Source organism: Massilia oculi (assembly GCF_003143515.1).
GTDB classification, from domain to species: Bacteria; Pseudomonadota; Gammaproteobacteria; order Burkholderiales; family Burkholderiaceae_D; genus Telluria; species Telluria oculi.
Window position 1 is genome coordinate 4458735 of record NZ_CP029343.1, and the last position, 25763, is coordinate 4484497.

General features: G+C 66.0%; 26 protein-coding genes. 15 read left to right on the forward strand and 11 right to left on the reverse strand.

The window, feature by feature from the left end:
• Window positions 1-173 precede the first annotated feature (173 nt).
• Complete coding sequence (locus tag DIR46_RS20105) at window positions 174-881, forward strand: hypothetical protein (RefSeq protein ID WP_109346827.1); 708 nt, start codon at window positions 174-176, stop codon at window positions 879-881.
• A gap of 7 nt (window positions 882-888) precedes the next feature.
• On the forward strand, window positions 889-1431 hold the full coding sequence (locus DIR46_RS20110) for a FlgO family outer membrane protein (protein WP_109346828.1): 543 nt from the start codon (window positions 889-891) through the stop codon (window positions 1429-1431).
• Here DIR46_RS20110 and DIR46_RS26755 read toward each other — a convergent pair.
• Window positions 1334-1711 (reverse strand): hypothetical protein, encoded by a 378-nt coding sequence (locus DIR46_RS26755; protein WP_162819582.1) that lies wholly within the window; start codon window positions 1709-1711, stop codon window positions 1334-1336. The genes DIR46_RS20110 and DIR46_RS26755 overlap by 98 nt on opposite strands.
• The gene (locus tag DIR46_RS20115) at window positions 1680-2747 is read right to left on the reverse strand and encodes an NAD(P)H-dependent flavin oxidoreductase (RefSeq protein WP_109346829.1); all 1068 of its coding nucleotides are present in this window, start codon (window positions 2745-2747) and stop codon (window positions 1680-1682) included. The genes DIR46_RS26755 and DIR46_RS20115 overlap by 32 nt, the downstream gene beginning before the upstream one ends.
• A gap of 77 nt (window positions 2748-2824) precedes the next feature.
• Between DIR46_RS20115 and DIR46_RS20120 the strand changes: the two genes are divergently transcribed.
• The 10 genes from DIR46_RS20120 (at window position 2825) to bamC (ending at window position 11374) form a co-directional block, all read left to right on the forward strand.
• Window positions 2825-3706 (forward strand): LysR substrate-binding domain-containing protein, encoded by an 882-nt coding sequence (locus DIR46_RS20120; RefSeq protein WP_205289012.1) that lies wholly within the window; start codon window positions 2825-2827, stop codon window positions 3704-3706.
• Between the two features lie 52 nt (window positions 3707-3758).
• The gene (locus DIR46_RS20125; protein ID WP_109346831.1) at window positions 3759-4592 is read left to right on the forward strand and encodes a 3',5'-nucleoside bisphosphate phosphatase; all 834 of its coding nucleotides are present in this window, start codon (window positions 3759-3761) and stop codon (window positions 4590-4592) included.
• A gap of 140 nt (window positions 4593-4732) precedes the next feature.
• Window positions 4733-5149, forward strand: coding sequence for a ribbon-helix-helix domain-containing protein (locus DIR46_RS20130; protein WP_109346832.1), 417 nt, complete (start codon window positions 4733-4735; stop codon window positions 5147-5149).
• Window positions 5150-5164: 15 nt separating this feature from the next.
• On the forward strand, window positions 5165-6250 hold the full coding sequence (locus DIR46_RS20135; protein WP_109346833.1) for an extracellular catalytic domain type 1 short-chain-length polyhydroxyalkanoate depolymerase: 1086 nt from the start codon (window positions 5165-5167) through the stop codon (window positions 6248-6250).
• Between the two features lie 96 nt (window positions 6251-6346).
• Window positions 6347-7222: a protease HtpX gene (gene htpX / locus DIR46_RS20140; protein ID WP_109346834.1), complete on the forward strand. Its 876-nt coding sequence runs from the start codon at window positions 6347-6349 to the stop codon at window positions 7220-7222.
• A gap of 18 nt (window positions 7223-7240) precedes the next feature.
• Window positions 7241-7864 (forward strand): L-threonylcarbamoyladenylate synthase, encoded by a 624-nt coding sequence (locus DIR46_RS20145; protein WP_109346835.1) that lies wholly within the window; start codon window positions 7241-7243, stop codon window positions 7862-7864.
• Window positions 7865-7935: 71 nt separating this feature from the next.
• Window positions 7936-8589, forward strand: a complete 654-nt coding sequence (locus DIR46_RS20150; protein WP_109346836.1) for a site-2 protease family protein — start codon at window positions 7936-7938, stop codon at window positions 8587-8589.
• 31 nt (window positions 8590-8620) lie between these two features.
• The gene (locus tag DIR46_RS20155; protein WP_229446326.1) at window positions 8621-9190 is read left to right on the forward strand and encodes a class I SAM-dependent methyltransferase; all 570 of its coding nucleotides are present in this window, start codon (window positions 8621-8623) and stop codon (window positions 9188-9190) included.
• A gap of 53 nt (window positions 9191-9243) precedes the next feature.
• Window positions 9244-10122 carry a 4-hydroxy-tetrahydrodipicolinate synthase gene (dapA, locus tag DIR46_RS20160; protein ID WP_109348090.1) on the forward strand — a complete coding sequence of 293 codons (879 nt, stop codon included), beginning with the start codon at window positions 9244-9246 and terminating at the stop codon, window positions 10120-10122.
• A gap of 46 nt (window positions 10123-10168) precedes the next feature.
• Entirely contained in the window at window positions 10169-11374 is a 1206-nt protein-coding gene (gene bamC / locus DIR46_RS20165) for an NlpB/DapX family lipoprotein (protein ID WP_109346838.1), read from the forward strand.
• 145 nt (window positions 11375-11519) lie between these two features.
• Here the strand turns inward: bamC and DIR46_RS20170 are convergent, their stop codons facing one another.
• From DIR46_RS20170 to DIR46_RS20180, 3 genes are all read right to left on the reverse strand, one after another.
• Complete coding sequence (locus tag DIR46_RS20170) at window positions 11520-11801, reverse strand: hypothetical protein (RefSeq protein WP_109346839.1); 282 nt, start codon at window positions 11799-11801, stop codon at window positions 11520-11522.
• 291 nt (window positions 11802-12092) lie between these two features.
• Window positions 12093-12572 (reverse strand): DUF7931 domain-containing protein, encoded by a 480-nt coding sequence (locus DIR46_RS20175; protein ID WP_109346840.1) that lies wholly within the window; start codon window positions 12570-12572, stop codon window positions 12093-12095.
• Window positions 12573-12586: 14 nt separating this feature from the next.
• A complete protein-coding gene (locus DIR46_RS20180) occupies window positions 12587-13708 on the reverse strand; it encodes a cupin domain-containing protein (RefSeq protein WP_109346841.1) in 1122 nt (373 codons plus the stop codon).
• 77 nt (window positions 13709-13785) lie between these two features.
• Here DIR46_RS20180 and DIR46_RS20185 point away from each other — a divergent pair, with 77 nt between their 5' ends.
• Window positions 13786-14319 (forward strand): FKBP-type peptidyl-prolyl cis-trans isomerase, encoded by a 534-nt coding sequence (locus DIR46_RS20185; RefSeq protein ID WP_109346842.1) that lies wholly within the window; start codon window positions 13786-13788, stop codon window positions 14317-14319.
• Window positions 14320-14364: 45 nt separating this feature from the next.
• On the opposite strand, the gene DIR46_RS20190 is transcribed toward DIR46_RS20185, so the two are convergent.
• From DIR46_RS20190 to DIR46_RS20215, 6 genes are all read right to left on the reverse strand, one after another.
• Window positions 14365-15306 carry a hypothetical protein gene (locus tag DIR46_RS20190; RefSeq protein WP_109346843.1) on the reverse strand — a complete coding sequence of 314 codons (942 nt, stop codon included), beginning with the start codon at window positions 15304-15306 and terminating at the stop codon, window positions 14365-14367.
• Window positions 15306-17978 carry a DNA mismatch repair protein MutS gene (gene mutS / locus DIR46_RS20195; protein WP_109346844.1) on the reverse strand — a complete coding sequence of 891 codons (2673 nt, stop codon included), beginning with the start codon at window positions 17976-17978 and terminating at the stop codon, window positions 15306-15308. Before mutS ends, DIR46_RS20190 begins: the two co-directional genes overlap by 1 nt.
• A 151-nt stretch (window positions 17979-18129) precedes the next feature.
• Window positions 18130-19182, reverse strand: coding sequence for a glycine betaine/L-proline ABC transporter substrate-binding protein ProX (gene proX / locus DIR46_RS20200; protein ID WP_109346845.1), 1053 nt, complete (start codon window positions 19180-19182; stop codon window positions 18130-18132).
• A gap of 17 nt (window positions 19183-19199) precedes the next feature.
• Window positions 19200-20312 (reverse strand): glycine betaine/L-proline ABC transporter permease ProW, encoded by a 1113-nt coding sequence (proW, locus tag DIR46_RS20205; RefSeq protein ID WP_109346846.1) that lies wholly within the window; start codon window positions 20310-20312, stop codon window positions 19200-19202.
• A complete protein-coding gene (gene proV, locus DIR46_RS20210) occupies window positions 20309-21544 on the reverse strand; it encodes a glycine betaine/L-proline ABC transporter ATP-binding protein ProV (protein WP_109346847.1) in 1236 nt (411 codons plus the stop codon). The genes proW and proV overlap by 4 nt, the downstream gene beginning before the upstream one ends.
• Window positions 21545-21891: 347 nt before the next feature.
• Window positions 21892-22755 carry an AraC family transcriptional regulator gene (locus DIR46_RS20215; RefSeq protein WP_229446327.1) on the reverse strand — a complete coding sequence of 288 codons (864 nt, stop codon included), beginning with the start codon at window positions 22753-22755 and terminating at the stop codon, window positions 21892-21894.
• 287 nt (window positions 22756-23042) lie between these two features.
• Between DIR46_RS20215 and DIR46_RS20220 the strand changes: the two genes are divergently transcribed.
• Window positions 23043-24806 (forward strand): monovalent cation:proton antiporter-2 (CPA2) family protein, encoded by a 1764-nt coding sequence (locus DIR46_RS20220; protein WP_109346849.1) that lies wholly within the window; start codon window positions 23043-23045, stop codon window positions 24804-24806.
• Window positions 24807-24876: 70 nt separating this feature from the next.
• On the forward strand, window positions 24877-25761 hold the full coding sequence (locus DIR46_RS20225) for a LysR family transcriptional regulator (RefSeq protein WP_229446328.1): 885 nt from the start codon (window positions 24877-24879) through the stop codon (window positions 25759-25761).
• Window positions 25762-25763 lie beyond the last annotated feature (2 nt).

The window sequence follows — 25763 nt, forward strand, 5'->3', positions numbered from 1 at the left end:
CTTCCACCTTTTCGTGTGGGGCATCGAGGCAAGGCGCTGGTGAAGTGGCGTCGTGTAGTCGTTGCATCGATACCTCATCGCCGACACATAAATTGCCTACGGGAAACCTCTGTGCTACAGTCGCCCCCGAGCGTGCGCCAGTCCGGTCGCACCACAGACCGACAGGATTCACGATGGCTTACCGAGGCGCCTGCGCACTCGCCGCCGGCCTGCTGCTCGCAGGCTGCGCCATGCCCTACAGCCCGGCCCCCGTGGCCACCAATTTCCCCAGCACGCACCAGCCCAAGGTGCAGGCGGCGGCCCATTGGGGCGTGATCGCGCGCCATATGGCGACCGAGCTGGGGCCGACCCTGAAGACGGCGCCCAGCCGCTCCCTGTACGTGGAGCCGCTGCAACCGTCGACCTTCAGCACGGGCATGAAGTCGCACCTGGTCACGGCCCTGGTCAACGATGGTTTCGTGGTCGTCAAGAATCCGGTGCCGGGTGCGCTCAAGATCGAGCTCGACACGCAAGTGGTCGCCTTCTCGGCCGACCGTCCTCAATACCGCTACGCCGGCCTGCCGACCGCGCTGGCCAGCGGCGCCTGGGTCCTGACCAGCATCCAGCACAGCCCGGAGTGGCTGGTCACGGCCGGCGCCTACGGCTACGACGCGCACCGCTGGTTCACCGCCCAGTTCGCGCCGGGCGATACGCCGAAGACCGAAATGATCGTGACCGTCTCGGTCGCGGACGAACAACGCTATTACGCGCGCAACACCTCGGTCTACTACACCAGCGACGAGGATCTGGCGCTGTACGACGCCGCCCTGGCGAAGAAGCTGGCCGCGCCGGCGCCGGCGCCGGCGCCGGCATCGAAGACCTTCGCGGTCAAGGACCATTGAGCTGAACATGCGCACATTGAAAACATCGGCGGCCGTGCTGGGCCTGAGCCTGCTGCTGGGCGGCTGCGCGCTGGTCGAGCAGCCCAACTACACCTCGGTGAGCGCGAACGATTTCGTCGCCGCCAACTACCGTGCGGCCGATGCCCTGCAGGCCCAGCTCAAGGGCAAGCTGGCCGGCGACCAGCCCCTGATCATGGCCACCCTCGTCAACATCGACGCCCTCGAGCATTCTTCGATGCTGGGCCGCGTGGTGTCGGAGCAGATCGCCACCCGCCTGGCCCAGGGCGGCCTGCCGGTGCTGGAAATGAAGCTGCGCAACAGTGTCTACCTGAAGCGCAACCAGGGAGAATTGATGCTCACCCGCGAGCTGGGCGAAGTGGCGGGCACGCACAACGCGCAGGCGGTGGTCGTGGGTTCGTATGCCGAGACGCGCGACACCATCTTCATCAACGTCAAGGTGATCCAGCCGACCACGAATCTGGTGCTGGCGGGGCATGACTACGTGCTGGCAAAGCAGGGGACGATCCGTTCCATGCTGGTGCCGGACTGATCAGGGCGACCTGGCGCACGATTTCCGGCAGCTGATTGCGCGCCCAGCGCAGTTCGGCGTCGTCCAGCGCTTCCGGCGCCTGCGCCAGCATGGCGAGCCGGTGCATGACGTCCGGCGCGATCCCGACGTCGTCCGCCGCATCGATCGCCAGCACGAAGCGCCGCGCCACCGCGCCGACCGGCCCGCCTTGCGCGCGGTTGCGCTGCAACTCGCCCATCAGGTAAAGGGCGAGGGCAGGCTGGCCCGCATCAGGCGGCGTTGCCGGCGGCATGCAGTTCACGCACCAGCGTCTCCACCAGTTCGGCCGCCGGCATGGCGCGCGCGAGCGGCGCGCCTTGCCCGGCCCAGTGCGCCGCATATTCATGGTTGCCCGACTTCGCCGCCGCCGCGTGCAGCTGCTTGGCCGCGTCATAGGCGACCGGGTAGGCGGGCGGGACGCCGGACGCGCCATGCGCGGTCAAGCGGTTGACGATGCCGCGCGCCGGCCGTCCCGAGATCGCCGCGGTCAGGACGGTGGTGGCGGCGCGTGCGCTTTGCAGGTTGGCGCGGTAGGCTTCGTGCGCTGCCGATTCCGGACTCAGGATGAAGGCGGTGCCGAGCTGTGCGCCCGCCGCGCCCAGGGCCAGCGCGGCCCTGATGCCGGCGCCATCCATGATGCCGCCGGCGGCGATCACCGGCAGCCCCGTGCGCCTGACCAGCAGGCGCACCAGCACCGCCATGCTCAGCCGTTCGTCGGTCGCATCCAGGTCGAACATGCCGCGGTGGCCGCCGGCTTCGATGCCTTGCGCCACGATCGCATCGACTCCCGCCCGTTCCAGGGTCAGCGCCTCGATCAGGTTGGTGGCGGTGGCCATGGTGCGAATGCCGGCCGCGCGCAGCGCCGCCAGGCGTTCGCCCGACGGCAGGCCGAAATGGAAGCTGACGACTTGCGGGCGCAGGTCGAGCAGCATCCGGAACGACGCTTCGTCATCGTTGAAGCTGCGGTAGATTTCATCGAGCGAGGAGGGCGGCGCGGCGCCGGCGTCGGCGAACAGCGGCGCCAGGTGGGCCAGCCAGGCCGACTCGAGCGCGGCATCCCGGTGGGCCGGCGCGTGGCAGAACACGTTCACATGGATTGCTTTCCCTGTCAGCGCCCGCGTTTCCTCGATCATCGCGCGCGCCTGCGCGGCCGTGCTCGCGCCGATCCCCAGGGATCCCAGCGCGCCGGCATTGGACACCGCCGCCGCCAGTCGCGGCGTGCTCACGCCGGCCATCGGCGCCTGGATGATCGGATGCGCGACGGACAGGCGGGAAAAGAATGGACGGGACGGTTGCATGGCGGCTTCTTTCGTTCGGGTGTTATTCTCAATTGGAGAATGAAGTGATGGTATCATTCTGTTTTGAGAAAAGAGATATGGAAACTGAATCTTTACGCATTTTTTGCATGGTGGCTGCGGAACTGAGCATTACGCAGGCCGCGGCGCGGCTCGGGCGGGCGCCATCGAATGTGACGACCCGGATCCAGCAACTGGAAGCCGACCTCGGCGCCGGACTGTTCGTGCGCACCGGCAAGCGCATCGCGCTGTCGGCGGCGGGCCAGCAGTTCCGCGTCTATGCCGAACGCCTGCTGGCGCTGGAAGACGAGGCGCGGCAGGTCGTGTCGAACGGCGCTTCGGGCGGCGTCCTGCGCATTGGCAGCATGGAAAGCACGGCGGCCAGCCGCTTGCCGGACGTGCTGGCCGCTTTCCACGTCGACCATCCGCCCACACGGCTGTCGCTGCGCACCGGCCCGTCGCGCCAGCTCATCGAGCAGGTGGAGACCGGTGCGCTGGATTGCGCCTTCGCCGCCCTGGCGGATGGCGGCGCCGACCTGGCCGACCTGGCCGAGACGGGCCTGCGCGCGACGCCGGTCTGGGTCGAGGACTTGCTGTTGCTGATGTCGCCCGGCGAAGCCGGCGTCGATGACGCCCGCAAGGTGACGGCGCGGTCGCTGGCCGCCTTCCCGCAGGGCTGCACCTATCGCAGCCTGGCCGAAGACCGGCTGGGCGTCGCCCGCGACCCGGCCTGGCGAGTGCACGAGATGAGCTCCTACCACGCGATGATCGCCTGCGTCGCCGCCGGCGCCTGCGTGACGGTCCTGCCGGTCAGCGTGCTGGCGCTGGGCGGGGCGCCGGCTTCGTTGACGACCCTGCCGCTGGGGCGCCTCGATACCTGCCTGGTGTGGCGTGACGGCTTCGCGACGCCGGCGTTTCGTGCGTTCGCCGCGCGGCTGGGCGTGCGGCTGGAACCGCGATAGCGGGCAGACAAATGCGCGTACAATGTGTCGTTCCAGATACCACATTGCGCCCATGCTCACAGTCGACCTCCACTGCCATTCCACCGTCTCCGACGGCGTGCTCGCTCCTTCCGACGTGGCGGCTTATGCGCGCAAGGGCGGGGTCGACGTGTGGGCGCTCACTGACCACGACGAGCTGGGCGGCATCAAGGCCGCGCGCAAGGCGGCGGGCGATCTGGGCATGCGCTTCGTGGCCGGGGTCGAGATCTCGGTCACCTGGGCCAACCAGACCGTGCACGTGGTCGGCCTGCAGGTCGACGAAGACAATCCGGCCCTGGTCGCCGGCCTGGCCGCGACCCGCAACGGCCGCGAGCAGCGCGCGCGCGAGATGGCGGCCCAGCTGGAGCAGGCCGGCATTCCCGGCGCCTACGAAGGCGCGCTGCGCTACGTCGCCAATCCCGACCTGATGTCGCGTACCCATTTCGCCCGCTTCCTGTGCGAGATCGGCGTGTGCGAAACCACCTCCGAGGTGTTCCGCCGCTTCCTGACCGAAGGCCGGCCCGGCTATGTGCCGCACCGCTGGGCCACGCTGGCCGAGGCGATGGGCTGGATCCGCGACGCCGGCGGCATTCCCGTGATCGCGCATCCAGGGCGTTACCGTTTCAGCCCCACCGCCGAAGGCATCCTGTTCGACGAGTTCCGCCAGCTGGGCGGCAGGACCATCGAAGTGGTCACCGGCAGCCATACGCCGGACCAGTACCAGACCTATGCCGAAGTGGCGCGGCGCTACGGCTTCCTGGCCTCGCGCGGCACCGATTTCCATGCGCCGGGCGAGGCGCGGGTCGAGTTCGCCGAATTGCCGCCGCTGCCGTCCGGCGTGACGCCGGTCTGGCACGACTGGTTCTGAAAAACCAGTCCTTTCGATCGACCCGCCGATGGCGGGTTTTGTCTTATTGGCAACGTCGAAGAATAAAGTTCTGATGATCCGGCACAGGTGAGCAATACGTCCTATACTCCAATCAGAGTATATGAGGAGTATAAATCGCGATGAAGACTGTCAGCCAATCCCAACGACTTCCCGACAGCGACAAGGTTACGGTGAATGTGGGCCTGGTGGATCTGGCCCAGCTCGACCTGCTGGTGGAAGAGGGCTTTTATTCCAATCGGACCGACTTCGTACGGACGGCGATTCGCAATCAGCTGCAGGTCCACGCTGACGCAATTCGCCAGACCGTGACCCGCAAGCGCTATGTGATGGGCATGTATCGCTATTCCCGCCGCGAGCTGACTGAACTCGTGGCATCGGGGCAGCGGCTCGAAATTCACGTGCTGGGCCTGGCGCTCATCGAGGACGACGTACCGGCCGCACTGGCCCAGGAGGCCATCGCCTCGATCCAGGTCCTTGGCGCCTTCATCGCACCGCCAGCCGTGCGCGAAGCACTGGCTGACCGCATTCAATCCTGACCCAGGAAGACCAACATGAAACCTTATGAACAGTTCATCGGCAAGATGATGGAATCGGCGCGCCGCGTGCAGGCGCGCGATCCGCAGGCCGCCACCGACATCATCCAGCAGGCGCTGGCCCAGGCCGGCCTTCTCACGCCCCAGCAGGAAACCGCGACGCCATCGCAAGAACCGGACTTCGTCGACCTCAATCCACCGCCGGCCTGGAGCCTGCCGAAGTCACGGCCCCGCCCGGCGACAAAGTCGCCGTCCCGGCTGCCGGGCCGCTTCATCGCGGGCAGTCACGGCGGCGAGGCGGGCAGCCGCCGCTACAAGCTGTACATTCCCGCGAAACCGGCCGAGGCACGCCGTCCGCTGGTCGTCATGCTGCATGGCTGCACCCAGAACCCGGACGATTTCGCGGTCGGCACCGGCATGAACGCGCTTGCCGAAGAGTTCGGCTTCCTGGTGCTGTATCCCGAGCAGGATGGCCGCGCCAACCATAACCGTTGCTGGAACTGGTTCGAGCCGGGCCACCAGGCGCGCGATGCCGGCGAACCCGGCATCCTGGCCGGCATGACGCGTGACGTGATGCGCGAATTCGATGCCGAGCCGTCGCAGGTGTTCGTGGCCGGCATGTCGGCCGGCGGCGCGATGGCGGCGGTGCTCGGGGCCGAGTATCCGGAGCTGTTCGCCGCGATCGGCGTCCATTCCGGTTTGCCGGCGGGCAGCGCGCGCGACATGATCACGGGCCTGCAAGCGATGAAAAAGCCGGGCCGCGCGCGCAGCCTGCGCGAGGCGGTGCCGGTGATCGTCTTCCATGGCGACGCCGACCACGTGGTCAATCAGGGCAATGGCGAAGCGGTGCTGAAGCAATTCGTCGGCGCCCACGCCGGCCTGCGCGCCACGCCGCTGCAGGCGAGCGAAACGGAGACGACGCAGGGCGGGCGCCGCGCTACCCACCGCACCTGGCGCGACGAAGAAGGGCGGGCGATGGCGGAGCACTGGGTCGTGCACGGCGCCGGCCATACCTGGGCAGGCGGCGATGCGGCCGGTTCGCATACCGATGCGCTTGGCCCGAATGCCTCGCGCGAGATATTGCGTTTTTTCCTGCAGCGATAGGAAGTCCGGCGCGGCCCGCCAATGGATGGGCCTTGAATTTTCCGCAGCCCAGCCCAACATTGGCATCCTGTCATCAATTTTCAGGAGATGTCCGCCATGAAGCGCGTTGTGCTGTTCCTTGCCACCAACCTTGCCGTCGTGCTGGTGCTGACGCTGGTCATGAACCTGCTCGGCTTGGGGCGTGTCGTGTCCGCGCAAGGGCTCAACATTCCCGCCCTGGCCGTCATGTCCATCGTGATCGGCTTCACGGGTGCCTTTATCTCGCTCCTGATGAGCAAGCCGATGGCCAAGTGGTCGACCGGCGCGCGCGTCATCGAGCAGCCGACGAATGCGACCGAGCAGTGGCTGGTGCAGACCGTGCGCCGCCTGTCCGAGCGCGCCGGCATCGGCATGCCCGAAGTCGCCGTGTATGACGGCGAGCCGAACGCCTTCGCCACGGGCGCATTCAAGAACTCGGCGCTGGTCGCCGTCTCCACCGGTCTGCTGCAGAGCATGAACCAGGACGAGGTCGAAGCCGTCCTCGGCCACGAGGTGGCGCACATCGCCAATGGCGACATGGTCACCCTGACCCTGATCCAGGGCGTGGTGAATACCTTCGTCGTGTTCCTGGCGCGTGTGGTCGGTTTCTTTGTCGACAAGGTATTGTTCCGCAAGGAGGGCGAGGGCCCCGGCATCGGTTACTACGCGAGCGTGTTCGTGCTCGAAATCGTGTTCGGCCTGCTGGCCTCGATCATCGTCGCCTGGTTCTCGCGCCAGCGCGAATTCCGCGCCGACGCCGGCGCTGCAAAACTGATGGGCAGCCCGGTGCCGATGCAGCATGCGCTGGCCCGCTTGGGCGGCCTCGCGCCGGGCGCGCTGCCGCAGTCGATGGCCGCGTCGGGCATTTCCGGCGGCGGCGGCGGCTGGGGCGCGCTGTTCTCGACCCACCCGCCGATGGAGCAGCGCATCGCCGCGCTCCAGCAACTGCGTTAATCAATCAAGGACGTCCAGATGGGCCAATATTTCCAGATCCACCCCGAAAATCCCCAGGCCCGCCTGATCAAGCAGGCGGCCCAGATCGTCAGCAGCGGCGGCATCGTCGCGCTGCCGACCGATTCCGCGTATGCGCTGGTGTGCCGCCTGGACGACAAGGCGGCGGTGGACAAGCTGCGCCGCATCCGCGGCGTCGACGACAAGCATCACCTGACCCTGCTGGTGCGCGACCTGTCCGAGGTCGCGCAATATGCGCGCGTGGACAATTCACAATATCGCCTGCTCAAGGCCACGATGCCGGGTCCTTACACGGTGATCCTGGAGGCGACGCGCGAACTGCCGCGCCGCCTGTCTCACCCGTCGCGCAAGACCATCGGCCTGCGCGTGCCCGAGAACCGCATCACGCTGGCGCTGCTCGAAGAACTGGGCGAGCCGCTGATCGGCACCACCCTGCAACTGCCGGGCGACGACCACATGCTGTCCGACCCGGAAGAAGTGCGCGAGCGCCTGGAAAAGCAGATCGAGCTGATCATCGACGGCGGCGCCGGCATGCTGGAGGCGACCACCGTCATCGACCTGACCGGCCCCGAGCCGGAGCTGGTGCGCGAGGGCAGGGGCGACCCGGCGGCATTCGGCCTGTGATGCAGGGTCGATAAGCGGGCTTAAGAATTCCACAGGACAAGTGCGTACCGGGCTCTGATAGAATCCCCCTTATGGATGAAACGATACGCAACATCGCCGTCTACGCGCTGCCCGTCCTTTTTGCGATTACCCTGCACGAAGCCGCCCACGCCTACGCCGCCAAATTTTTCGGTGACAACACCGCCTATTCCCAGGGCCGCATGAGCCTGAACCCGCTGGTGCACGTCGACATCTGGGGCACCATCGTGATTCCGATCATGATGTATCTGTTCACGCCTTTCGTGTTCGGCTATGCCAAGCCGGTGCCGGTCGAGTTCGGCCGCCTGCGCAATCCGAAGCGCGACATGGCCTGGGTCGCGCTGGCCGGTCCCATTGCCAACCTGATCATGGCCGCGCTGTGGCTGCTGTTCGCGGCGCTGCTGGTGTTCTTCGGCGTCAGCGAAGCCTTCCCGCGCCGCATGGCCGAGGCCGGCATCCTGACGAACCTGTTGATCATGGCCTTCAACCTGCTGCCGATCCCGCCGCTGGACGGCGGCCGGGTGCTGACCAGCATGCTGCCCAACAGCCTGGCCTGGAAATTCGCCCGCATCGAGCCCTACGGCTTCTTCATCGTGCTGGGCCTGGTGTTCCTGCAACTGGTGGGCTACTGGGTGGTGCCGGTGATGCAACTGGGCCGCTGGATCGTGGACCTGATGGTCCTGCCGTTCACCTTCGTGCTGTTCTGAACCGATGCAAGCCGGCGCCCCACGCGTAAACATGCAGACGCTGCCGCCTTCGCCATGGGTGCAGCGCTTCGTTTCGCTGGCGCCGCCGGGCGAGGCGCTCGACCTGGCTTGCGGCAATGGCCGCCACACGCGCCTGCTGGCGGCGCGCGGCCTGCAAGTGCTGGCGCTGGACCTCAAGCCCGAGGCGCTGGCCGCCAGCGCGGGGGACAACGTCACGACGATGGCCTACGACCTCGAGGCCGAGGGTGCGCCCTGGCCCTTCGGGACGGCACGTTTTGCGGCGATCGTCGTCACCAATTACCTGCACCGGCCCCTGTTCGCCGCATTGGCGGCCAGCCTGCGGCCGGACGGCATCCTGATCTACGAAACGTTCGCACAGGGGAACCAGATCTACGGGAAACCGTCCAATCCTGCCTTCCTGCTGGCGCCCGGCGAGCTGCTGGGGCTGGCGCACGACGGTGGCTTGCAGGTGCTGGCCTACGAGGACGGCCATGTGGAGCGGCCGCATCCGGCCCAGGTACAGCGCCTGTGCGCGGCCGGCCCGGCATTTGCCAAAACCGAGGCTCGGCTCGACCATATTGTGGTCAGGAATGAACCATAGGGGCGGGCTATCCGCTACAATCAGATTTTTTAATGAATGGCACGGCCAAGATTATGATTAAGGGCAGTATCGTAGCACTCGTCACTCCGATGTTCGAAGACGGCAGTCTTGACCGCGATTCCTTGCGCAAGCTGATCGACTGGCACGTCGCGGAAGGCACCGACGCGATCGTCATCGTGGGCACGACGGGCGAATCCGCCACCGTGTCGCCTGAAGAGCATTGCGAACTCGTCAAGCTGGCCGTCGATCACGTCGCCGGCCGCATCCCGGTCATCGCCGGCACCGGCGGCAACTCGACCGCGGAAGCGATTGCGCTCACCCGCCACGCGAAGGAATGCGGCGCCGATGCCTCGCTGCAGGTCGTTCCTTATTACAACCGCCCGACGCAAGAGGGCATGTACCGCCATTTCCGCACCATCGCGGAAAGCGTCGACCTGCCGATCATCCTGTACAACGTGCCGGGCCGCACCGTGGCCGACATGGCCAACGAGACCGTCGCGCGCCTGGCGCCGATCGACAATATCGTCGGCATCAAGGACGCCACCGGTAACATCGGCCGTGGCATCGAGCTGCTCAAGATGGTCGACAAATCGTTCGCCGTCTATTCGGGCGACGATCCGAGCGCGATGACCCTGATGTTCTGCGGCGGCGCCGGCAATATCTCGGTGACGGCCAACGTCGCCCCGCGCGCGATGCACGAACTGTGCGTGGCCGCGATGGCCGGCGACGTCGCCCGTGCGGTCGAGATCAACAACCGCGTGCTGGGCCTGCACGCCAAGCTGTTCGTCGAACCGAACCCGGTGCCGGTGAAGTGGGCGCTGGCCGACATGGGCATGATGCCGTCCGGCCTGCGCCTGCCGCTCGCGCCGCTGTCCGCCCAGTACCACGAAACCGTGCGCGCCGCCCTGGTGGAAGCCGGCGTCCATTCCTAATCCCGGGCCCGCGAGGGTTCGGGTTCCTGACCTGATATCGAACGACATGACTAAAAGCAAGTACTCGGGATTCAACTCCGCGCGTTCCAATTTCTCGCCCCTGGTTTCCGCTCCTGCTGCCGCGCGCGTGCTGACGCTGACCGCGCTCGCTTTCAGCCTGGCGGCCTGCACCACCATCTTCGAAGGCGACAAGGTCGATTACAAGGGCGCCAAGAAAGCGGCGCCGCTGGACGTGCCGCCCGATCTGACCAAGCTGCAGCGCGATAACCGCTATGCCATCCCCGACGGCCGTGGCGTCGCCACCGCGTCGGGCCAGGCGGCGGCGGCTGCCGCCGGCACGGGCGGCGGCTTCGTCCCCGGCGCCGTGGCGAGCAACCAGCAGATCGGACCGATCTCGACCGATGCGGTCAGCGTGCAGCGCAACGGCGACCAGCGCTGGCTGGTGGTCAAGCAGACCCCGGAACAGCTGTGGCCGCAGCTGCGCCAGTTCTGGGAAGAGCAGGGCTTCGCCATCGAGACCGAGTCGGCCACGACCGGCACCATGGAAACCGCCTGGGTCGAGAACCGTTCGAAGATCCCGCAAGACTTCATCCGCAACGCGATCGGCCGCGTGTTCGACCGCGCCTACTCGACCGGCGAGCGCGACAAGTTCCGCACCCGCCTCGAGCGCCTGCCGGACGGCTCGACCGAGATCTGGGTCAGCCACCGCGGCGCCGAGGAAGTGCTGACCGGCCCGCAGAACGAAACCACCACCTGGACCTCGCGCCCCAACGATCCTGGCCTGGAATCGCAATTCCTGGGCCGCATGGTCGCGATGCTGACCGGCACCAAGGAAGTGGCGACGGCCGAAGCGACGGTCGCCAACGCACCGGTGGCGCCGCAGCACGCCAAGCTGGTGGGCGACACGGTCGAGGTCGACGAAGGCTTCGACCGCGCCTGGCGCCGCGTCGGCCTGGCGCTGGACCGCGTCGGCTTCACCGTCGAGGACCGCGACCGCGTGCAGGGCATCTACTTCGTGCGCTACGTCGATCCGGACGCGGCCGAGCAGAAGGACGGCTTCTTCAAGCGCCTGTTCTCGTGGGGCGGCAAGTCGGAAGACGAACTCAAGGAAGCCCAGCGCTACCGCGTGCTGGTCAAGACCGAGCAGGGCGCCAACGTCAGCAAGGTCACCGTGCAGAACAACGAAGGCCAGGCGGATACTTCGCCGACCGCGGGCAAGATCCTGAACCTGCTGCATACCGAGCTGAAGTAATCTTCGCCTCGTGCAAAAAAACCGGCCCGCGTGGCCGGTTTTTTGTAGGGTGGACGGCCCGCCGTCCACCCTACGTCGATTCAATGATATCCACAGGCGTAAAAAAACCGGCCCGCAGGCCGGTCTTTCTTACCGAAGTAACGAATTACTTGGTGGTGGCAGCAGCGTCAGCAGCTTGCTCAGCCGAACCTTGAGCAGCAGCAGCTGCGTCGGTTGCGGTGTTGGCAGCAGCAGCAGCGTCAGCGGCAGCAGCGTCAGCAGCAGCAGCTGGTGCGGTTGCGTCAGCAGCTGGGGTAGCGGTTGCGTCAGCTGGTGCGACAGCTGCTGGGGTTTCGGTAGCAGCTGGTGCGACTGGAGCTTCTTCTTTCTTAGCGCAAGCAGCCAGGGTAACAGCGAACAGGGAGGCGATCAGCAGGGATTTTTTCATGATTTTCCTTAGTATTTACAAGAGTCGAACACTTGTTGCGATTAATAATTATCGGTAATTATTTCTCGGTGGAATTCTCGTGCTTTCAAAAATAGCGTTAACGCCATAGACGCAACGGAACCTTCCTGATTGATATTATAGACAATTTTACAGTTTCGCAATAGCGAACACATGCCGCAGCGAAAGAAATTTGAGGATGAATAAGCTTCATATTGTTACAAGATGCAACCTGGCTAAGAAACACGGCGATCGGTAACTATCCGGCGTTTCCAGTGCAATTATCGAGCGCGATCATAAGCCGGTTCTGGACATTTGCAATGCCGGATGTGACTCTTGCCAGATGGCCTCGAAGCGGTGCAGCGACAGTTCGCAGGCGGGAGGATCGTCGAAGCGCGCCTCGCCACGCAGATGGTCGCTGTGGAAGCGACGCACGATGTGCCGGTCGTCGCCGATACCGAAGGAATCGGTGAGCTGGCGCAGGCTGCGTGGCGTCTGCCGGCACTCGCACAGGTGACCGTAGTCGCGCAGCAGGCGCAAGAAGCGCGGATAATGGCGTTCGATGTGGGACGGATCGTGCAGCGCCAGGCGCAGCCGGCCGCCGCGGGCAAGAAAGGCCCGCAGCGCGGTGTCGAAGCTGGTGCTGCCGAGTGGAAAAACCGCGACATCCGGATCGAAGACGGCGAGGGTGGCCTGGGCCGCTTCGATGCAGGCGAGAAAGTGCGTCTCGCAGTCGAGGCGGGTGTCGAAGGCAATCGTGCGTGGTTCGCTCATCGACACCTCGTCCTTCAGCCCAGCTCGACCCAGCCGTCCTGATACCAGGTGTACAGGGCTTCGAGCACGTCGTCGGTCGCCTTGTCCAGCACGGCGCCATCGATGCGGCGCTCATTGGCCAGCACGTCCAGCACCGCCTTGTCGGCGCGGCCGACGGCGAACGATTCGCCGTTGATGAAGACGTGCTTGCCGCGGTATAGCATCAGCGTCTTGCTCGACAGCTTGATGCCGCGCCTGGCGGCGGTTTCCATGAAGCGGCCCACGGTCAGCGGTTTCGCCGGACCGGTGAAGAACACGTTGTGCTTGGGCTCGGACATGTGTTCGCCCAGAAACACGGTCACGTCTTCCTCGTCCCAGCGCACCTTGTTCAATTCTTCGGTGACGGTGTCCAGCATATCGCGCGGAATCTCGGCCGGGTTCTTGGCTGGCTTCAATTCCGGGTCGCCATAACGGCCAGGCAAATCGATGGAGTCGGCCATGAATTGCAGGAAGGCTTCGCCCAATTCCTGGAACGAAGGCGAGCGGAACCCGATCGAATAGGTCATGCATTCGCCTTCGGCAATACCGTCGTGGGCGTAATGCGGCGGCAGGTACAGCATATCGCCTGGTTCGAGCACGAATTCTTCTTCGGGCTTGAAATTGGCCAGGATCTTGAGCGGCAAGCCTTTGACCAGGGTCAGGTCTTGCTGCGAGCCGATCTTCCAGCGGCGCTTGCCGTGGGCCTGCAGCAGGAACACGTCGTAGGAATCGTAGTGGGGACCGACGCCGGCGCCATCGGTGGCGAAGCTGATCATCAGGTCGTCCAGGCGGGCATCGGGCACGAAGCGGAACTGGCGCAGCAGCTCGTCGGCGCGCTCGTCGTACAGGTTCACGCCCTGGACCAGCATCGTCCAATTGGGCTCGGTGCGCGGAGGCAGTTCGGTCAGCGGGCCGTGCTGCATGTCCCAGTTGCCTTCGCGCTGGGTGACCAGGCGCGATTCGACGTGATTCTGGCGCGCCATCTCGGCCAGTTTTTCGAACTTGAGCAGGGGCTTGAAGCCGGGGATCGCGCCACGGATCAGGAGCGGTTTCTTGTGCCAGTAATCGCGCAGAAACTCGGCGGGAGTGAGATTCCCGAGAAGCGGTAATTTTTTCATGCGTCATTATAACCAGCCGGACAAGGTGGGGAACCCATCGGGGGTATAATCGGCCCCTTACAACGAAAGGATGTGCGATGAAGATTGCCAAAGACACGGTCGTGACGGTTAACTACAAGCTGTCGGATGCCCAGAACAACCTGATCGAAGAAGGCGTGCAGCCGATGGTCTACCTGCACGGCGGCTACGAGAATACCCTGCCGAAGATCGAAGAAGAACTCGACGGCAAGGAAGTCGGTTATTCGTCGACGATCCAGGTGGAACCGGACGATGCGTTTGGCGACTACGAGCCAGAGTTGGTCAAGGTCGAAGAGCGCGCGCGCCTGCCGGAGCCGATCGAAGTCGGCATGCAGTTCGAAGGCGTGGCCGAAGGCGGCGACGATGAGCCGGTGGTCTTCACCGTGACCGAGATTGCTGAAGATAAAGTGGTCCTGGACGGCAACCACCCGCTGGCCGGCATGGCGCTGCGCTTCGAGCTGTCGGTGGTCGACGTGCGCGCGGCCACCGCCGAGGAAATCCAGCACGGCCACGTGCATGGCGCGGGCGGCCATCACCATGAGATGGACGACAGCGAAGAGGGCGACCACTTCCGTAGCCAGCCGCTGCAGTAATCATCGAACCGTCCGCGGTCCCTGCAGCGCAGGGCCGCGGATGCCTCATTGCTTCGCGTCTTCGACCGCGAACGTCGCTTCTCTTCCGAGCTTCACATTCACCTCGACCGCCTTGGTCCCCACCGACAGCTGTCCCAGGTTGCCGTTCCACTCGATCCCGGGCTTCTTCCCATGCGGCGTGCCGCCGTCGACCAGCAGCACCTTGCCATCGAACTTGACCGCCTGGCCCTGGATCTGGCGTCGCACCGCCTCGAACCCGTCCTTCTCCACCGGATCGCGCCGCAGCAGGCCCCGTAGTCCCGCCGGCTGGTCCAGGTGGAACGGACGCACCGCGCCTTCCGAAAACAGTACCAGCGCCTCGGCCTTGTCGCTGCGCGCGATCGTGAACAGGCGGTTCAGCCAGAAGCGGTTGGCGACCGTGCGATCTTCATATTCGCTGTTGCGGCCGGCCGCCTCCAGGTAGTGGTTATTGTTGGCCGGGAGATTGATGGTGGCGTACAGCACCTTGCCGACCTTCCAGTGCGCATTCTCGGCATAGCTGCGAAAACGCGGGCTGGCCGACAGCTGGGTGAGGTGGATTTTCTCGCGGCCCAGCGATTCGGGCTCGGCGTGGAATAGTTCGCGCAGGCGGTTGAGGCGCTCGATCGCATTGGTGCGGTTGGCCGAGTTGCGGCAGGCGGTCCAGTCGCTGCCTGCCAGCGACACGACGGTCGGCCGCCGGGCGCGCTCGATGATGTCGCGCCGCTGCTGGTACAGCCGGTCGCCGCAGCTTTCCTTCTCGCCCTTGATGCCGTTGATGACGACGAAGGCCAGCGACTTTTCGGACGAATCGGCCAGCGCCTGTTTCAGGCGCGCCTCGCCGTCGTCGCGCGAGTCGTTGCCGATGACCGCGAACCGGTGTGCGCCGTCCGCCTTGTCCTTCGCGCCGGCAAGCGGCGTCAAGGACAGCAGGGCGGCCAGCAGCAGTGATCGGCGCCGTGCTTGCATCAGGCGGCGAGGCGCTTGAGCTCGTAGAGACGTTCGAGCGCTTCGCGTGGCGTCAACGCGTCCGGGTCGATCGCGTCGAGCGCGTCGCGCAGGCCGTCGTCCTGGGGCGCCGCAGCAAGCGTCTGCGCCGGCGCCTCGCCGATCTCTTCCTCGACGAGCGGCGCAGCGAACAGGTCGCGCTGCGGCGTCGCATCCAGCGCCTGCGCTTCCAGGCGCGCCAGGTGCTTGCGCGCGGCCTTGATCACCGGTTGCGGCACGCCTGCCAGCTGCGCCACCTGCAGGCCGTAGCTCTGCGAGGCGGGACCATCCTGCACCGCGTGCAGGAACACGATGCTGTCCTTGTGCTCGACCGCCGACAGGTGCACGTTGGACGCGCTCGGGTAAGTCTCCGGCAGCTGGGTCAGTTCGAAGTAATGGGTCGCGAACAGCGTGAAGCTGCGGCTGGTGTCGATCAGGTGGCGCGCGATCGCCCAGGCCAGCGCCAGGCCGTCGAAGGTCGAGGTGCCGCGGCCGACTTCGTCCATCAGCACCAGCGAGTGCTCGGTGGCGCCGTTCAGGATCGCGGCCGATTCGGTCATCTCGACCATGAAGGTCGAACGGCCGTTGGCCAGGTCGTCGCTGGCGCCGATGCGGGTGAAGATGCGGTCGATCGGGCCGATCGTGGCTTGGGTGGCCGGCACGTAGCTGCCGACGTAGGCGAGCAGGGTGATCAGGGCCACCTGGCGCATGAAGGTCGATTTACCGCCCATGTTCGGGCCGGTGATGAGCAGCAGGCGCCGGTCGTTGGACAGCTTGCAGTCGTTGGCGATGAAGCGCTCGATCTGGTTTTCCACCACCGGATGGCGGCCTTCGACGATGGTGAGGCATGGCGCGTCGCCCAGGGTCGGCGCGCACCAGTTGTGGCGCAGCGCGTGGCTGGACAGGGCCACCAGCACGTCGACCTGGGCCAGCGCGCGCGCGATGGTCTGTAGAACGCCGATGTGCGGCGCCAGGTCGCCAAGTAACTGGTCGTACAGGATTTTTTCGCGGGCCAGCGCGCGGTCTTGCGCCGACAGGGCCTTGTCTTCGAAGGCCTTCAGCTCGGGCGTGATGTAGCGCTCGCAGTTCTTGAGGGTCTGGCGGCGGCGGTAGTCGTCCGGCACCTTGTCGGCCTGGCCGTTGGTGACCTCGATGTAGAAGCCGTGCACCTTGTTGTACTCGACCCGCAGGTTGGCAATGCCGGTGCGGGCGCGCTCGCGCGTCTCGAGGTCGACCAGGAACTGGCCGGCGTTCTCGGACAGCGCGCGCAGCTCGTCCAGCTCGGCGTCGAAGCCGCGCGCGAACACGCCGCCGTCGCGTACCATGGCGGCGGGTTCTTCCATCACGGCCCGGGTGAGCAGGTCGACGCACTCGCCCGGCGTGGCCAGATCGTGGTGAATCTCGCGCAGCAGGGAAGTATCGCCCGGGATGAAGCAGCGCGCCACCTGCTCGCGCACCACCGGCAGGGCTTTCAGCCCGTCACGCAGGGCGGCCAGGTCGCGTGGCCGCGCGGTGAGCAGGGCCACGCGGGTGGTGATGCGTTCGATGTCCGGCACCTGGGCCAGGGTCGACGACAGCGCATCGATGGCGTCGGCCTGGATCAGCGCGGCGATCGACTGATGGCGGCTGCGCGCGATGGTCTGGTCGCGACGCGCATGGTGCAGCCAGTGACGCAGCAGGCGCGAGCCCATCGCGGTGCGGCAGCCGTCGAGCAGCGAGAACAGGGTCGGCGACTCCTGGCCGCGAATGGTCTCGGTCAGTTCCAGGTTGCGGCGGGTGGCGGCGTCCAGGCCGATGTATTCATTCTCGGTTTCGCAGGCGAGGCCGCGCACGTGCTGCAGGCCGCGGCCTTGCGTCGATTGCGCATAGCGCAGCAGCGCGCCGGCTGCGCCGAACGCCGCGCCCAGACCGTCGGCGCCGAAGCCGGTCAGGGTGGCCACGCCCAGCTGCTCGAGCAGGGCGCCGTGGCCCTTGACGACATCGAAATGCCACTCGGGGACGCGCTGGATGTGAGCATTCGAAGCATCGGTCTCGAACATGTCGGCGCAATCGGCGCGCAGGATCTCGGCCGGCGCGATGCGTTCGAGTTCGTGCGCCAGGCGCTGTTCGACGGTGCGCGCATCGCCCGAGAATTCCATCAGGCGCAGGTTGCCGCTGGCGAGCGACAGCCAGGCCAGGCCGGCGGTGACGGTCTTGCGTTGATTGATCAGGCACAGCGCCAGCAGCGGCCGTTCGGCCTTCTCGGGCAGCAGGTCGGAATCGGTGAGGGTGCCGGGGGTGACCACGCGCACCACCTTGCGTTCGACCGGACCTTTCGACAGGGCCGGGTCGCCGATCTGCTCGCAGATGGCGCACGATTCGCCCAGCTTGACCAGCTTGGCCAGGTAGCCGTCCAGCGAGTGGAAGGGCACGCCCGCCATCTTGATCGGCTGGTCGCCCGACTTGCCGCGCGCGGTGAGGGTGATGCCAAGCACGCGCGAGGCTTTTTCGGCGTCGTCGAAGAACAGCTCGTAGAAGTCGCCCATGCGGTAGAACACCAGCATGGTGGGGTAGTCGGCCTTGATGCGCAGATATTGCTGCATCATTGGTGTGTGCTTTTCCGTCGCGCTGTTCTTGATGGCGGCGGCGTTGATTTCTTTGGGAGCGGTGGTCATGTCGTCTGAATCGGGTACGGCTTGGCGCGTGGAAGGCCAGGACTTGGCATTTTAACCCGATCGACCCGGCAGCCCGCTGCAAAGATCGTTGTTGCTGAAGAGTTTTTCGTCTAGAAAAGCGATGGCCGGCAAAAGCCGGCCACCTGTCCCGTTAGCGCGGTTTCGCCGCAGCCTTTGCCTGTGCGATCCAGCTATCGAATAGTTCTTGGTGGAACTTGATCCAGCCCGCCGTATGGCGCGCGATATCTTCCTGCGAACCCTGCCCATTGCGTACACGGTCGTTCTGCGCATTGATGTCCGCAATCGGCAAGCGCATGACCTCGAACAGCTTGACCGCCGCCGGATTCTTCTCGGCCCATGCACGGTTCACGACGAAGCGCGTGGTGTTGACGGAAAAGCCATAGTTGCTGCCATCGGCCATGCGGGTGTCGGCCTTCTCCGGGTTCGACGAATGGGGCACCTGCAGCCACACGACGTCCCTGCCGGGAATGAGCACGCTGCTCACCCAGTAGGGCGTCCAGGTGTAGTACAGGATCGATTCGCCGCGCTGGTAGCGGCCGATGGTATCGGCGATCAGCGCCGAATAGCTGCCCTGCACGTGCTTGACGGTCGGACGCAGCTTGTAGCCGTCCATATGGTGCTCGATCATCTTCTCGCAGCCCCAGCCCGGATCGCAGCCGGTCAGGTCGGCCTTGCCGTCGCCGTCATGGTCGAACAGCCTGGCGATGGCCGGGTCGCGCAATTGGTCGATATTGGTGATGTTGTGCTTCTCGGCTGTGGCCTTGTCGATCAGGTAGCCCTGGGCGGCCGGGCCGGCATACGCACCGACACGCAGCAGCTTGGCGTCGCCGCCGGCATTGTCGTAATAGTCCTTGTGCAGCGGGTCCCAGTGCACCGCGAGGAAGGTCGCGTCGCCGTTGCCGATGGCGATGTGCGCGGTCGGGTAGGCGATTTCCTTGATCGGCTGCGTCTCGTAGCCAAGCTGCTCCAGGGCGCGATTGGCCAGCATGGTCTGGAAGGTTTCCTCGGCCAGCGGGCCTTGCAGGGCCTGCACCTTGATGCCCTTGCCGGGCAGGTCGGCGCCTGGTGTTTGCGCCGTCGCGATGCCGGTGGTCAAGGCCAGGCTGGCAAGCGCCAGGGCCGAGATCCAGCGGAAAGTGCGCCGCGTTTTGTAAGTGGCGTTGAAGTGTTCGGTTTGACGCATCGGTATCCTTTCTTGTCTTATTGTGCGGTGGCGGGCTTGGTGGCTGGCGCCGCATCGGTGCGGGCGGAGCGGCCGACCCGGCGCAGGACGAAGCCGACCGGACCGGTCTGGTACCAGTGACGCACGCCGCGGCGCGGTTGCCCCATCGCCTGGGTCAGGCGATCCAGCATGATGGCCAGCAGGACGATGCCGAGGCCGCCCACGGTGGCCAGGCCCATGTCCAGGCGGCCGATACCGCGCAGCACCATCTGGCCGAGGCCGCCAACCGCGATCATCGAGGCGATCACCACCATCGACAGCGACAGCATCAGCGCCTGGTTGATGCCGGCCATGATCGACGGCATCGCCAGCGGCAGTTGCACGCGGCTCAAGAGCTGCCAGGGCGAGGCGCCATAGGCGCGCGCCGCTTCGATCAGGTCGGGACGCACCTGGCGAATGCCGAGGTTGGTCAGGCGCACCAGCGGCGGCAGGGCGAAGATGATGGTGACGATCACGCCCGGCGCATTGCCGATACCAAACAGCATGACCACCGGCACCAGGTAGACGAAGGCGGGCGTCGTCTGCATGGCGTCAAGCACGGGGCGCAGGATGTTCTGCGCGCGGTCGCTGCTGGCCAGGAAGATCCCCAGCGGTAGACCGATCACCAGGCAGAATACCAGCGAGGTGAGCACCAGCGACAGCGTGATCATCGCTTCCGGCCACACGCCCAGCATGGCGACCGCCACCAGCGCCAGCACGGTGCCGACGGCCAGCGCACGGCTGGTGAACTGCCATGCCAGCAGGCCGATGATGGCGATCAGGACCAGGGACGGCACGGCCAGCAATAGCTGGCTGGAACCGGTCAGCGTGGCGTCGATCGGTGCGCGCACGGCCTGGAAGAAGGGGCGGAAATGCGCGACCACCCAGCCGAGGCCATCGTTGATCCAGGATTGCAGCGGCAGGGCGCCATCGAGGGCCTGCGCCAGGTCGAAACTGCTGGCGTGTTCGGGTGTGACGGCTGGCCCCGCCGCGTCGAGCCAGGAGGTGTCGCTCGGCGGCGTTGGCAGCCAGGGGTTGGCCTGGACAGCCGCGTCCGCAGTCTGCGCTGCGGCCGGCTGTACCGCCGTGATGCTGTTCTCTGTCGTGCTCATGCTTGTCCTTTCTGAATCTGGGCCTCGGGAATGGCGGGCGTGTCGGGGTCGAGGAATTTCAGCAAGGTGGTCTTGCTGATCGCGCCGCACAGGCGTCCGTCGTCGCCTACCACCGGCACCGCGTACGGCAGTTGCGCCACCTGGCCGAACAGGCCGGCGACGGGCTCGTCCGCCTTGATGGTCTGCACGTCCGGCAGGAAGGCATGCGCCAGGCCCAGCGGGCCGGTATGGCCGTCGAGGGCGCCGCGCAGCGAATCGACCGACACCAGGCCGAGGAATTCGCGCTGGGGATTGACGACGTAGGCATAGGTCCGGTCCTGCTCCTCCAGCATGGAGAGCGCCGCGCGCGAGCCGCGGGTCGGCGATTCCGAGACCACGATCTGGCTCTTGCGGGCGATGTCGCCGGCCTTGAAGACCGCCGCCGCATCGACGCCGCGCACGAAGTTGCGCACGTAGTCGTTGGCGGGCTTGCGCAGGATCTCCTCGGGCGTGCCGACCTGCACCACGTGGCCATCCTTCATGATGGCGATCCGGTCGCCGATGCGCATCGCTTCGTCGAGGTCGTGCGAAATGAAGACGATGGTGCGGCGCTTGATCTGCTGCAGGCGCAGCAGCTCGGATTGCATCTCGGTGCGCATGATCGGGTCGAGCGCCGAGAACGCCTCGTCCATCAGCAGGATCGATGGATCGCTGGCCAGCGCGCGCGCCAGGCCCACGCGCTGCTGCATGCCGCCGGACAGCTCGTCGGGATAGCTGGCGGCATAGGCCGCGAGCCCGACTTGTTCCAGTGCCTGCCGCGCCTGCTCATGGCGCTCGGCCCTGGGAATGCCGGCCAGCTCCATGCCGAAGGCGGTGTTGTCGAGCACGGTGATATGCGGCAGCAGCGCGAACGACTGGAACACCATGCTGATGTCCTTGCGGCGCAGGGCGCGCAACTCGGCGTCCGGCAGCGTGTTGATGTCGTTGCCGTCGACCAGGATGCGGCCGTCCGTCGGCTCGACCAGGCGGTTCAGCATGCGCACCAGCGTCGACTTGCCGGAACCGGACAAGCCCATGATGACGAAGATCTCGCCCGCTTCGATGGTGAAGGTGGCGTCGAACACGCCGATCGTGCAGCCGGTCTTGGCCAGGATGTCTTGCTTGCCGGCGCCCTGGCGAACCAGCGCCAGCGCGTCGTCGGGCCGGTCGCCGTACACCTTGAAGACATGGTCGATAATGATTTGTTTTGCCACGTTGTTGTTCTCCTTCGATTTGGCGAATGGAATGAAACCCTGCAGCCATCGGCATTCATGGGATTCGATGGGCCCAAACCGTCGGCAGTGCGAAAAGCGCGGCAAGCGCGCAGGCGGCGGAAAGGGCGGACGCTTCGCCGACGGGACGGACGCGGACGTGAATTGCGTCGGCGATTACAGGATGCAGGCGCTTGGCCTGAGAGCGATTTCCCACCCGGTGGATGGCAAATACGGTGCAGCAGGGGTGTTGCAGAGAGTAACTATTGCTTAGTGGGCATGAATTATAGTGCAAATTGAATTATAAGTCAATTTGATTTATTTATTCCGGATGTGCCATGCCGCAGCTGCTATCGTTTGTGCTCGGTGCGCCATGCGCCCGGCGACACGCCGATCATTTTTCGGAATGTCCTGCCGAAGTGGACGGCATCGGCAAACCCCATGGCGTGCGCGATCTCGTCCAGGGGCGCGTCGGAAGCGGACAGCAACTGCTGCGCGCGTCGGATACGGGCGTCGAGCTGCCATCGATAGGGCGCCAGCCCGGTCGATACCTTGAACGCGCGGCTGAAATGGGCTTGCGACAGGTTGACCAGCCCTGCCAGGGTTTCCAGCTCGACCCGGTGCGGGAGGTTCGCTTCCATGTAGTCGATCACCCGCCGCAGCTGCCATGGCACGAGCCCGCCGGTCTTGATTTCCGTGATGCGCGGCGCCGCGAACAGCTGGGACGACACGGCGGTGATGATGCCGTCGCCATACAAATGCATCGACGGGTCGGGATGATGGACTGCCTCGGATAGCAGCTTGACCAGGCTCCAGATCCGGTCGTTGGAAAAGCGCAGCCGCGGGACGCCGATCCGGTCCGGATCCAATGGCGTTTGCAGGCGTTCGCTCAGGATATCGGTGTCGAACACGAGCACGGCGTCGACGACGCGCCGCGCATGTTTCGAGTGGCCCCATATTTCCATGCCGGCCGGCGCGAAATACATATGCCGCGGCACATGCTCGACGGGGCAGGGACGATCCGGATGAAAACGGGGCTCGCACGCGCCGCCGTGCTCTTCCAGCACCACGCTCAGGCGCGGATGGTCGCGGTGTGGCAGGATGCTCGTGCCTTCACCGTCACAGTCGTAGCCGGTGACGACGAGCTGGACGCCGCTCCATGCGCGCCCCGCCTGCGACAGGCCGACGATGTTGTGGGGAAGCGGTGGGGGCATGACCATTGGGGCGCTAATAACGTTCTCCTTGGATTGGCATCGTCGCGCCGGCGCAGCAGGAATGAACTATCGAGAGCAGGATTGAACATTGTCGCGCCGATATCATGTTGGTATCGTTCTATCTCTGACGCATGGTCGCCAGGACGATTCTGCTGGCCGTCCGTCGCCCGCGCTAGTGCCGTTTCCGGACGAGCTGTGTTGCGCATCCGGGAACGCGAGTGCCTGCCGTGGCGCGGGTTGCGTTAACGATGGTTGGGTCGATTGAATGCGATGAGCGAGGAGAGTTGATGGCTGGAGCAAGCCTGGGGCAGACGATCGGCCCGGTGGTCGTCCTGATGGGGGCGGCCGTGATCGCCGTGCCGTTGTTCCGGCGGCTGGGCCTGGGAGCGGTCCTCGGTTATTTTGGAGCGGGCATCCTGGTGGGACCGTCGGTGCTGGCCCTGGTCACCGATGCGCGCTCGATCCTGCATATCTCCGAGCTGGGCGTGGTGATGTTCCTGTTCGTGATCGGGCTGGAACTGCGACCGCACAAGCTGTGGGCGATGCGCGGCCAGATCTTCGGCCTGGGCCTGGCCCAGGTGTTCGCCGCGACCGCCGCGCTGGCGCTGACCGCTTACGTCATGTTCGGCCTGTCCGGGCCGGCCGCCTTCGTCGCCGGCGCCGGCTTCGTCCTGTCCTCGACCGCCGTCATCATGACGGTGCTGCAGGACCGGGGCGAGATCGCGAGCGAGCAGGGGCAGAACTCGGTCGCCATCCTGCTGTTCGAGGATTTGATGATCGTGCCGCTGCTGGCGGTGGTCGCCTTCATGGCGCCGCAGCTTCCCGGGCAGCAGGGGCAGGGCTGGTCCGACCTGCTGCTGGCGATCGCCGCGCTGGTGGGGCTGCTGGCGGTGGCGCGCTGGGGGCTCGATCCGTTCTTCGCCCTGCTGGCCAGGTCGCGTACGCGCGAAGTCCTGACCGCGGGGGCGCTGCTGGTCGTCCTGTGCGCGGCGCTGCTGATGGAATACGCCGGCCTGTCGATGGCGATGGGCGCCTTCCTGGCCGGCGTGATGCTGTCGAGTTCGAGCTACCGGCACCAGGTCGAGAGCGATATCGAGCCGTTTCGCGGCCTGCTCATGGGCCTGTTCTTCCTGGCGGTGGGCATGTCGCTCGACCTGGCCATCGTCGCGGCAGAATGGCGGCTGCTGCTGGCCATGCTGTTCTGCTTCATGGTCGCGAAAGGCATCGTGGTGCACGTGGTCGCGCGCCTGTTCGGCGCCAGCAACCACCAGGCCCTGCACCGCACCTCGATGTTCCTGCAGGGCGGCGAGTTCGCCTTCGTGCTGTATGCCGCCGCACGCTCGGCCGGCGTGCTCGACGAACGAGAAAATGCCTTGTTCGCCACCGTCGTGATCCTCTCGATGTCGCTCTCGCCGCTCCTGACGCTCGTGGCCGACCGCCTCCTACGGCATGAAAAATCGATGGACGGGGTCGAGCATGCGCGCAACCTGAAGGGGCGGGTGCTCGTCATCGGCTTCGGCCGCTTCGGCCAGATCGCCTCGCAGGTGCTGCTGTCCAGCGGCGTCAAGCTGACGGTGATCGACAAGGATCCCGACCGCATCCGCGATGCGCAGCGCTTCGGTTTCAAGGTGTTCTTCGGCGAAGGCACGCGCCTCGATACCCTGCGCCATTCCGGCGCCGCCGAAGCCGACGCGATCATGGTGTGCGTCGACGAGCCCAAGTCCGCGAACGACATCGTGACGCTGGCCAGGCACGAGTTCCCGCAGGCCCGGCTGCTGGTACGCAGCTACGATCGCGGCCATGCCATCACCCTGCTCCGCGCCGGCGTCGATGTCCAGATTCGCGAAACCGTCGAGTCGGCCTACCTGATGGGCGCCGAGGGCCTGCGCGCGCTGGGCTTCGCCGAAGCCGACGTCCAGGAGGCGGCGCTCGACATCCGCCGGCGCGACGCCGAGCGGCTGGCCGAACAAATCCATGGCGACGAGCTGTCGGGCCGCGATCGCCTGCACCTGCCCGTCATGCCGCAGCCGCTGGGAAAGCCGTCGGTCTAGCCGCCAACGGCAGTATCATTCAGCGACGCCGTGTGGCGAAACCGGGAGCAGCGTAGTGGATATCGAAGAGTTGCAGACATTCGTGGAAGTCGCCGATGCCGGGGGCATTTCGGCGGCGGCGCTGCGGCTTGGCGTATCGAAGTCGATCGTCAGCCGGCGCCTCGCCCGGCTCGAAGAGGAGCTGGGCATCCAGCTGCTGTCGCGCACCACCCGCGGCGCGGCGCTCACCGAAGCCGGCACGGCCTTCCGCGACTATGCGGCCAGGGTCTGCGCCGAGATCGCCCTGGCGCGCGAGACGATCCTGCCCGCCGGCGAACTGCGCGGCCGCCTGCGCATTGCCGCGCCGCTGTCGTTCGGACCGACCCACTTCGCGCCGGTGCTGGCGGAGATGGCGCGGCTTCACCCGCGGCTGCACGTCCACACCTGCTACAGCGACAACAACGTGGACCTGATCGCGGACGGTTACGACTGCGCGATACGGCTCGGCTACCTGCAGGATTCCAATATGGTGGCGCGGCGGATCGGGCCGATCTATGGGCTCACCGTCGCAAGTCCCGCCTATATCGCCGCCCACGGGGCGCCCGAAACGCCGGACCAGCTGCTGTCTCACCAGGCCCTCATGCAGGGCACCGAAACCTGGCAGTTCGTGGATGGCGAAAGGATCGTATCGGTCCGGCCCCAGGGGCGCTTCAAGGCGGACAACGGCACGGCGCTGGTCGCGGCCGCGCTGGCGGGACTGGGCGTCGCCTATCTTCCCTATGGCCTGATGCATGAGTACCTGGATTCCGGCGCGCTGGTTCCGGTCATGACGCGCTACCCGCCGCCGCCGGCCGGCGCCTACGTCGTCCGCCCGCCGGGCCAGCATCCGGCGCGCAAGATTCGCATCCTCACCGATCTGCTGGTGGCGTATTTCGACACGAAACCGCCGATCGCCCGCGCCTGGCCCCGTGCCTAGCA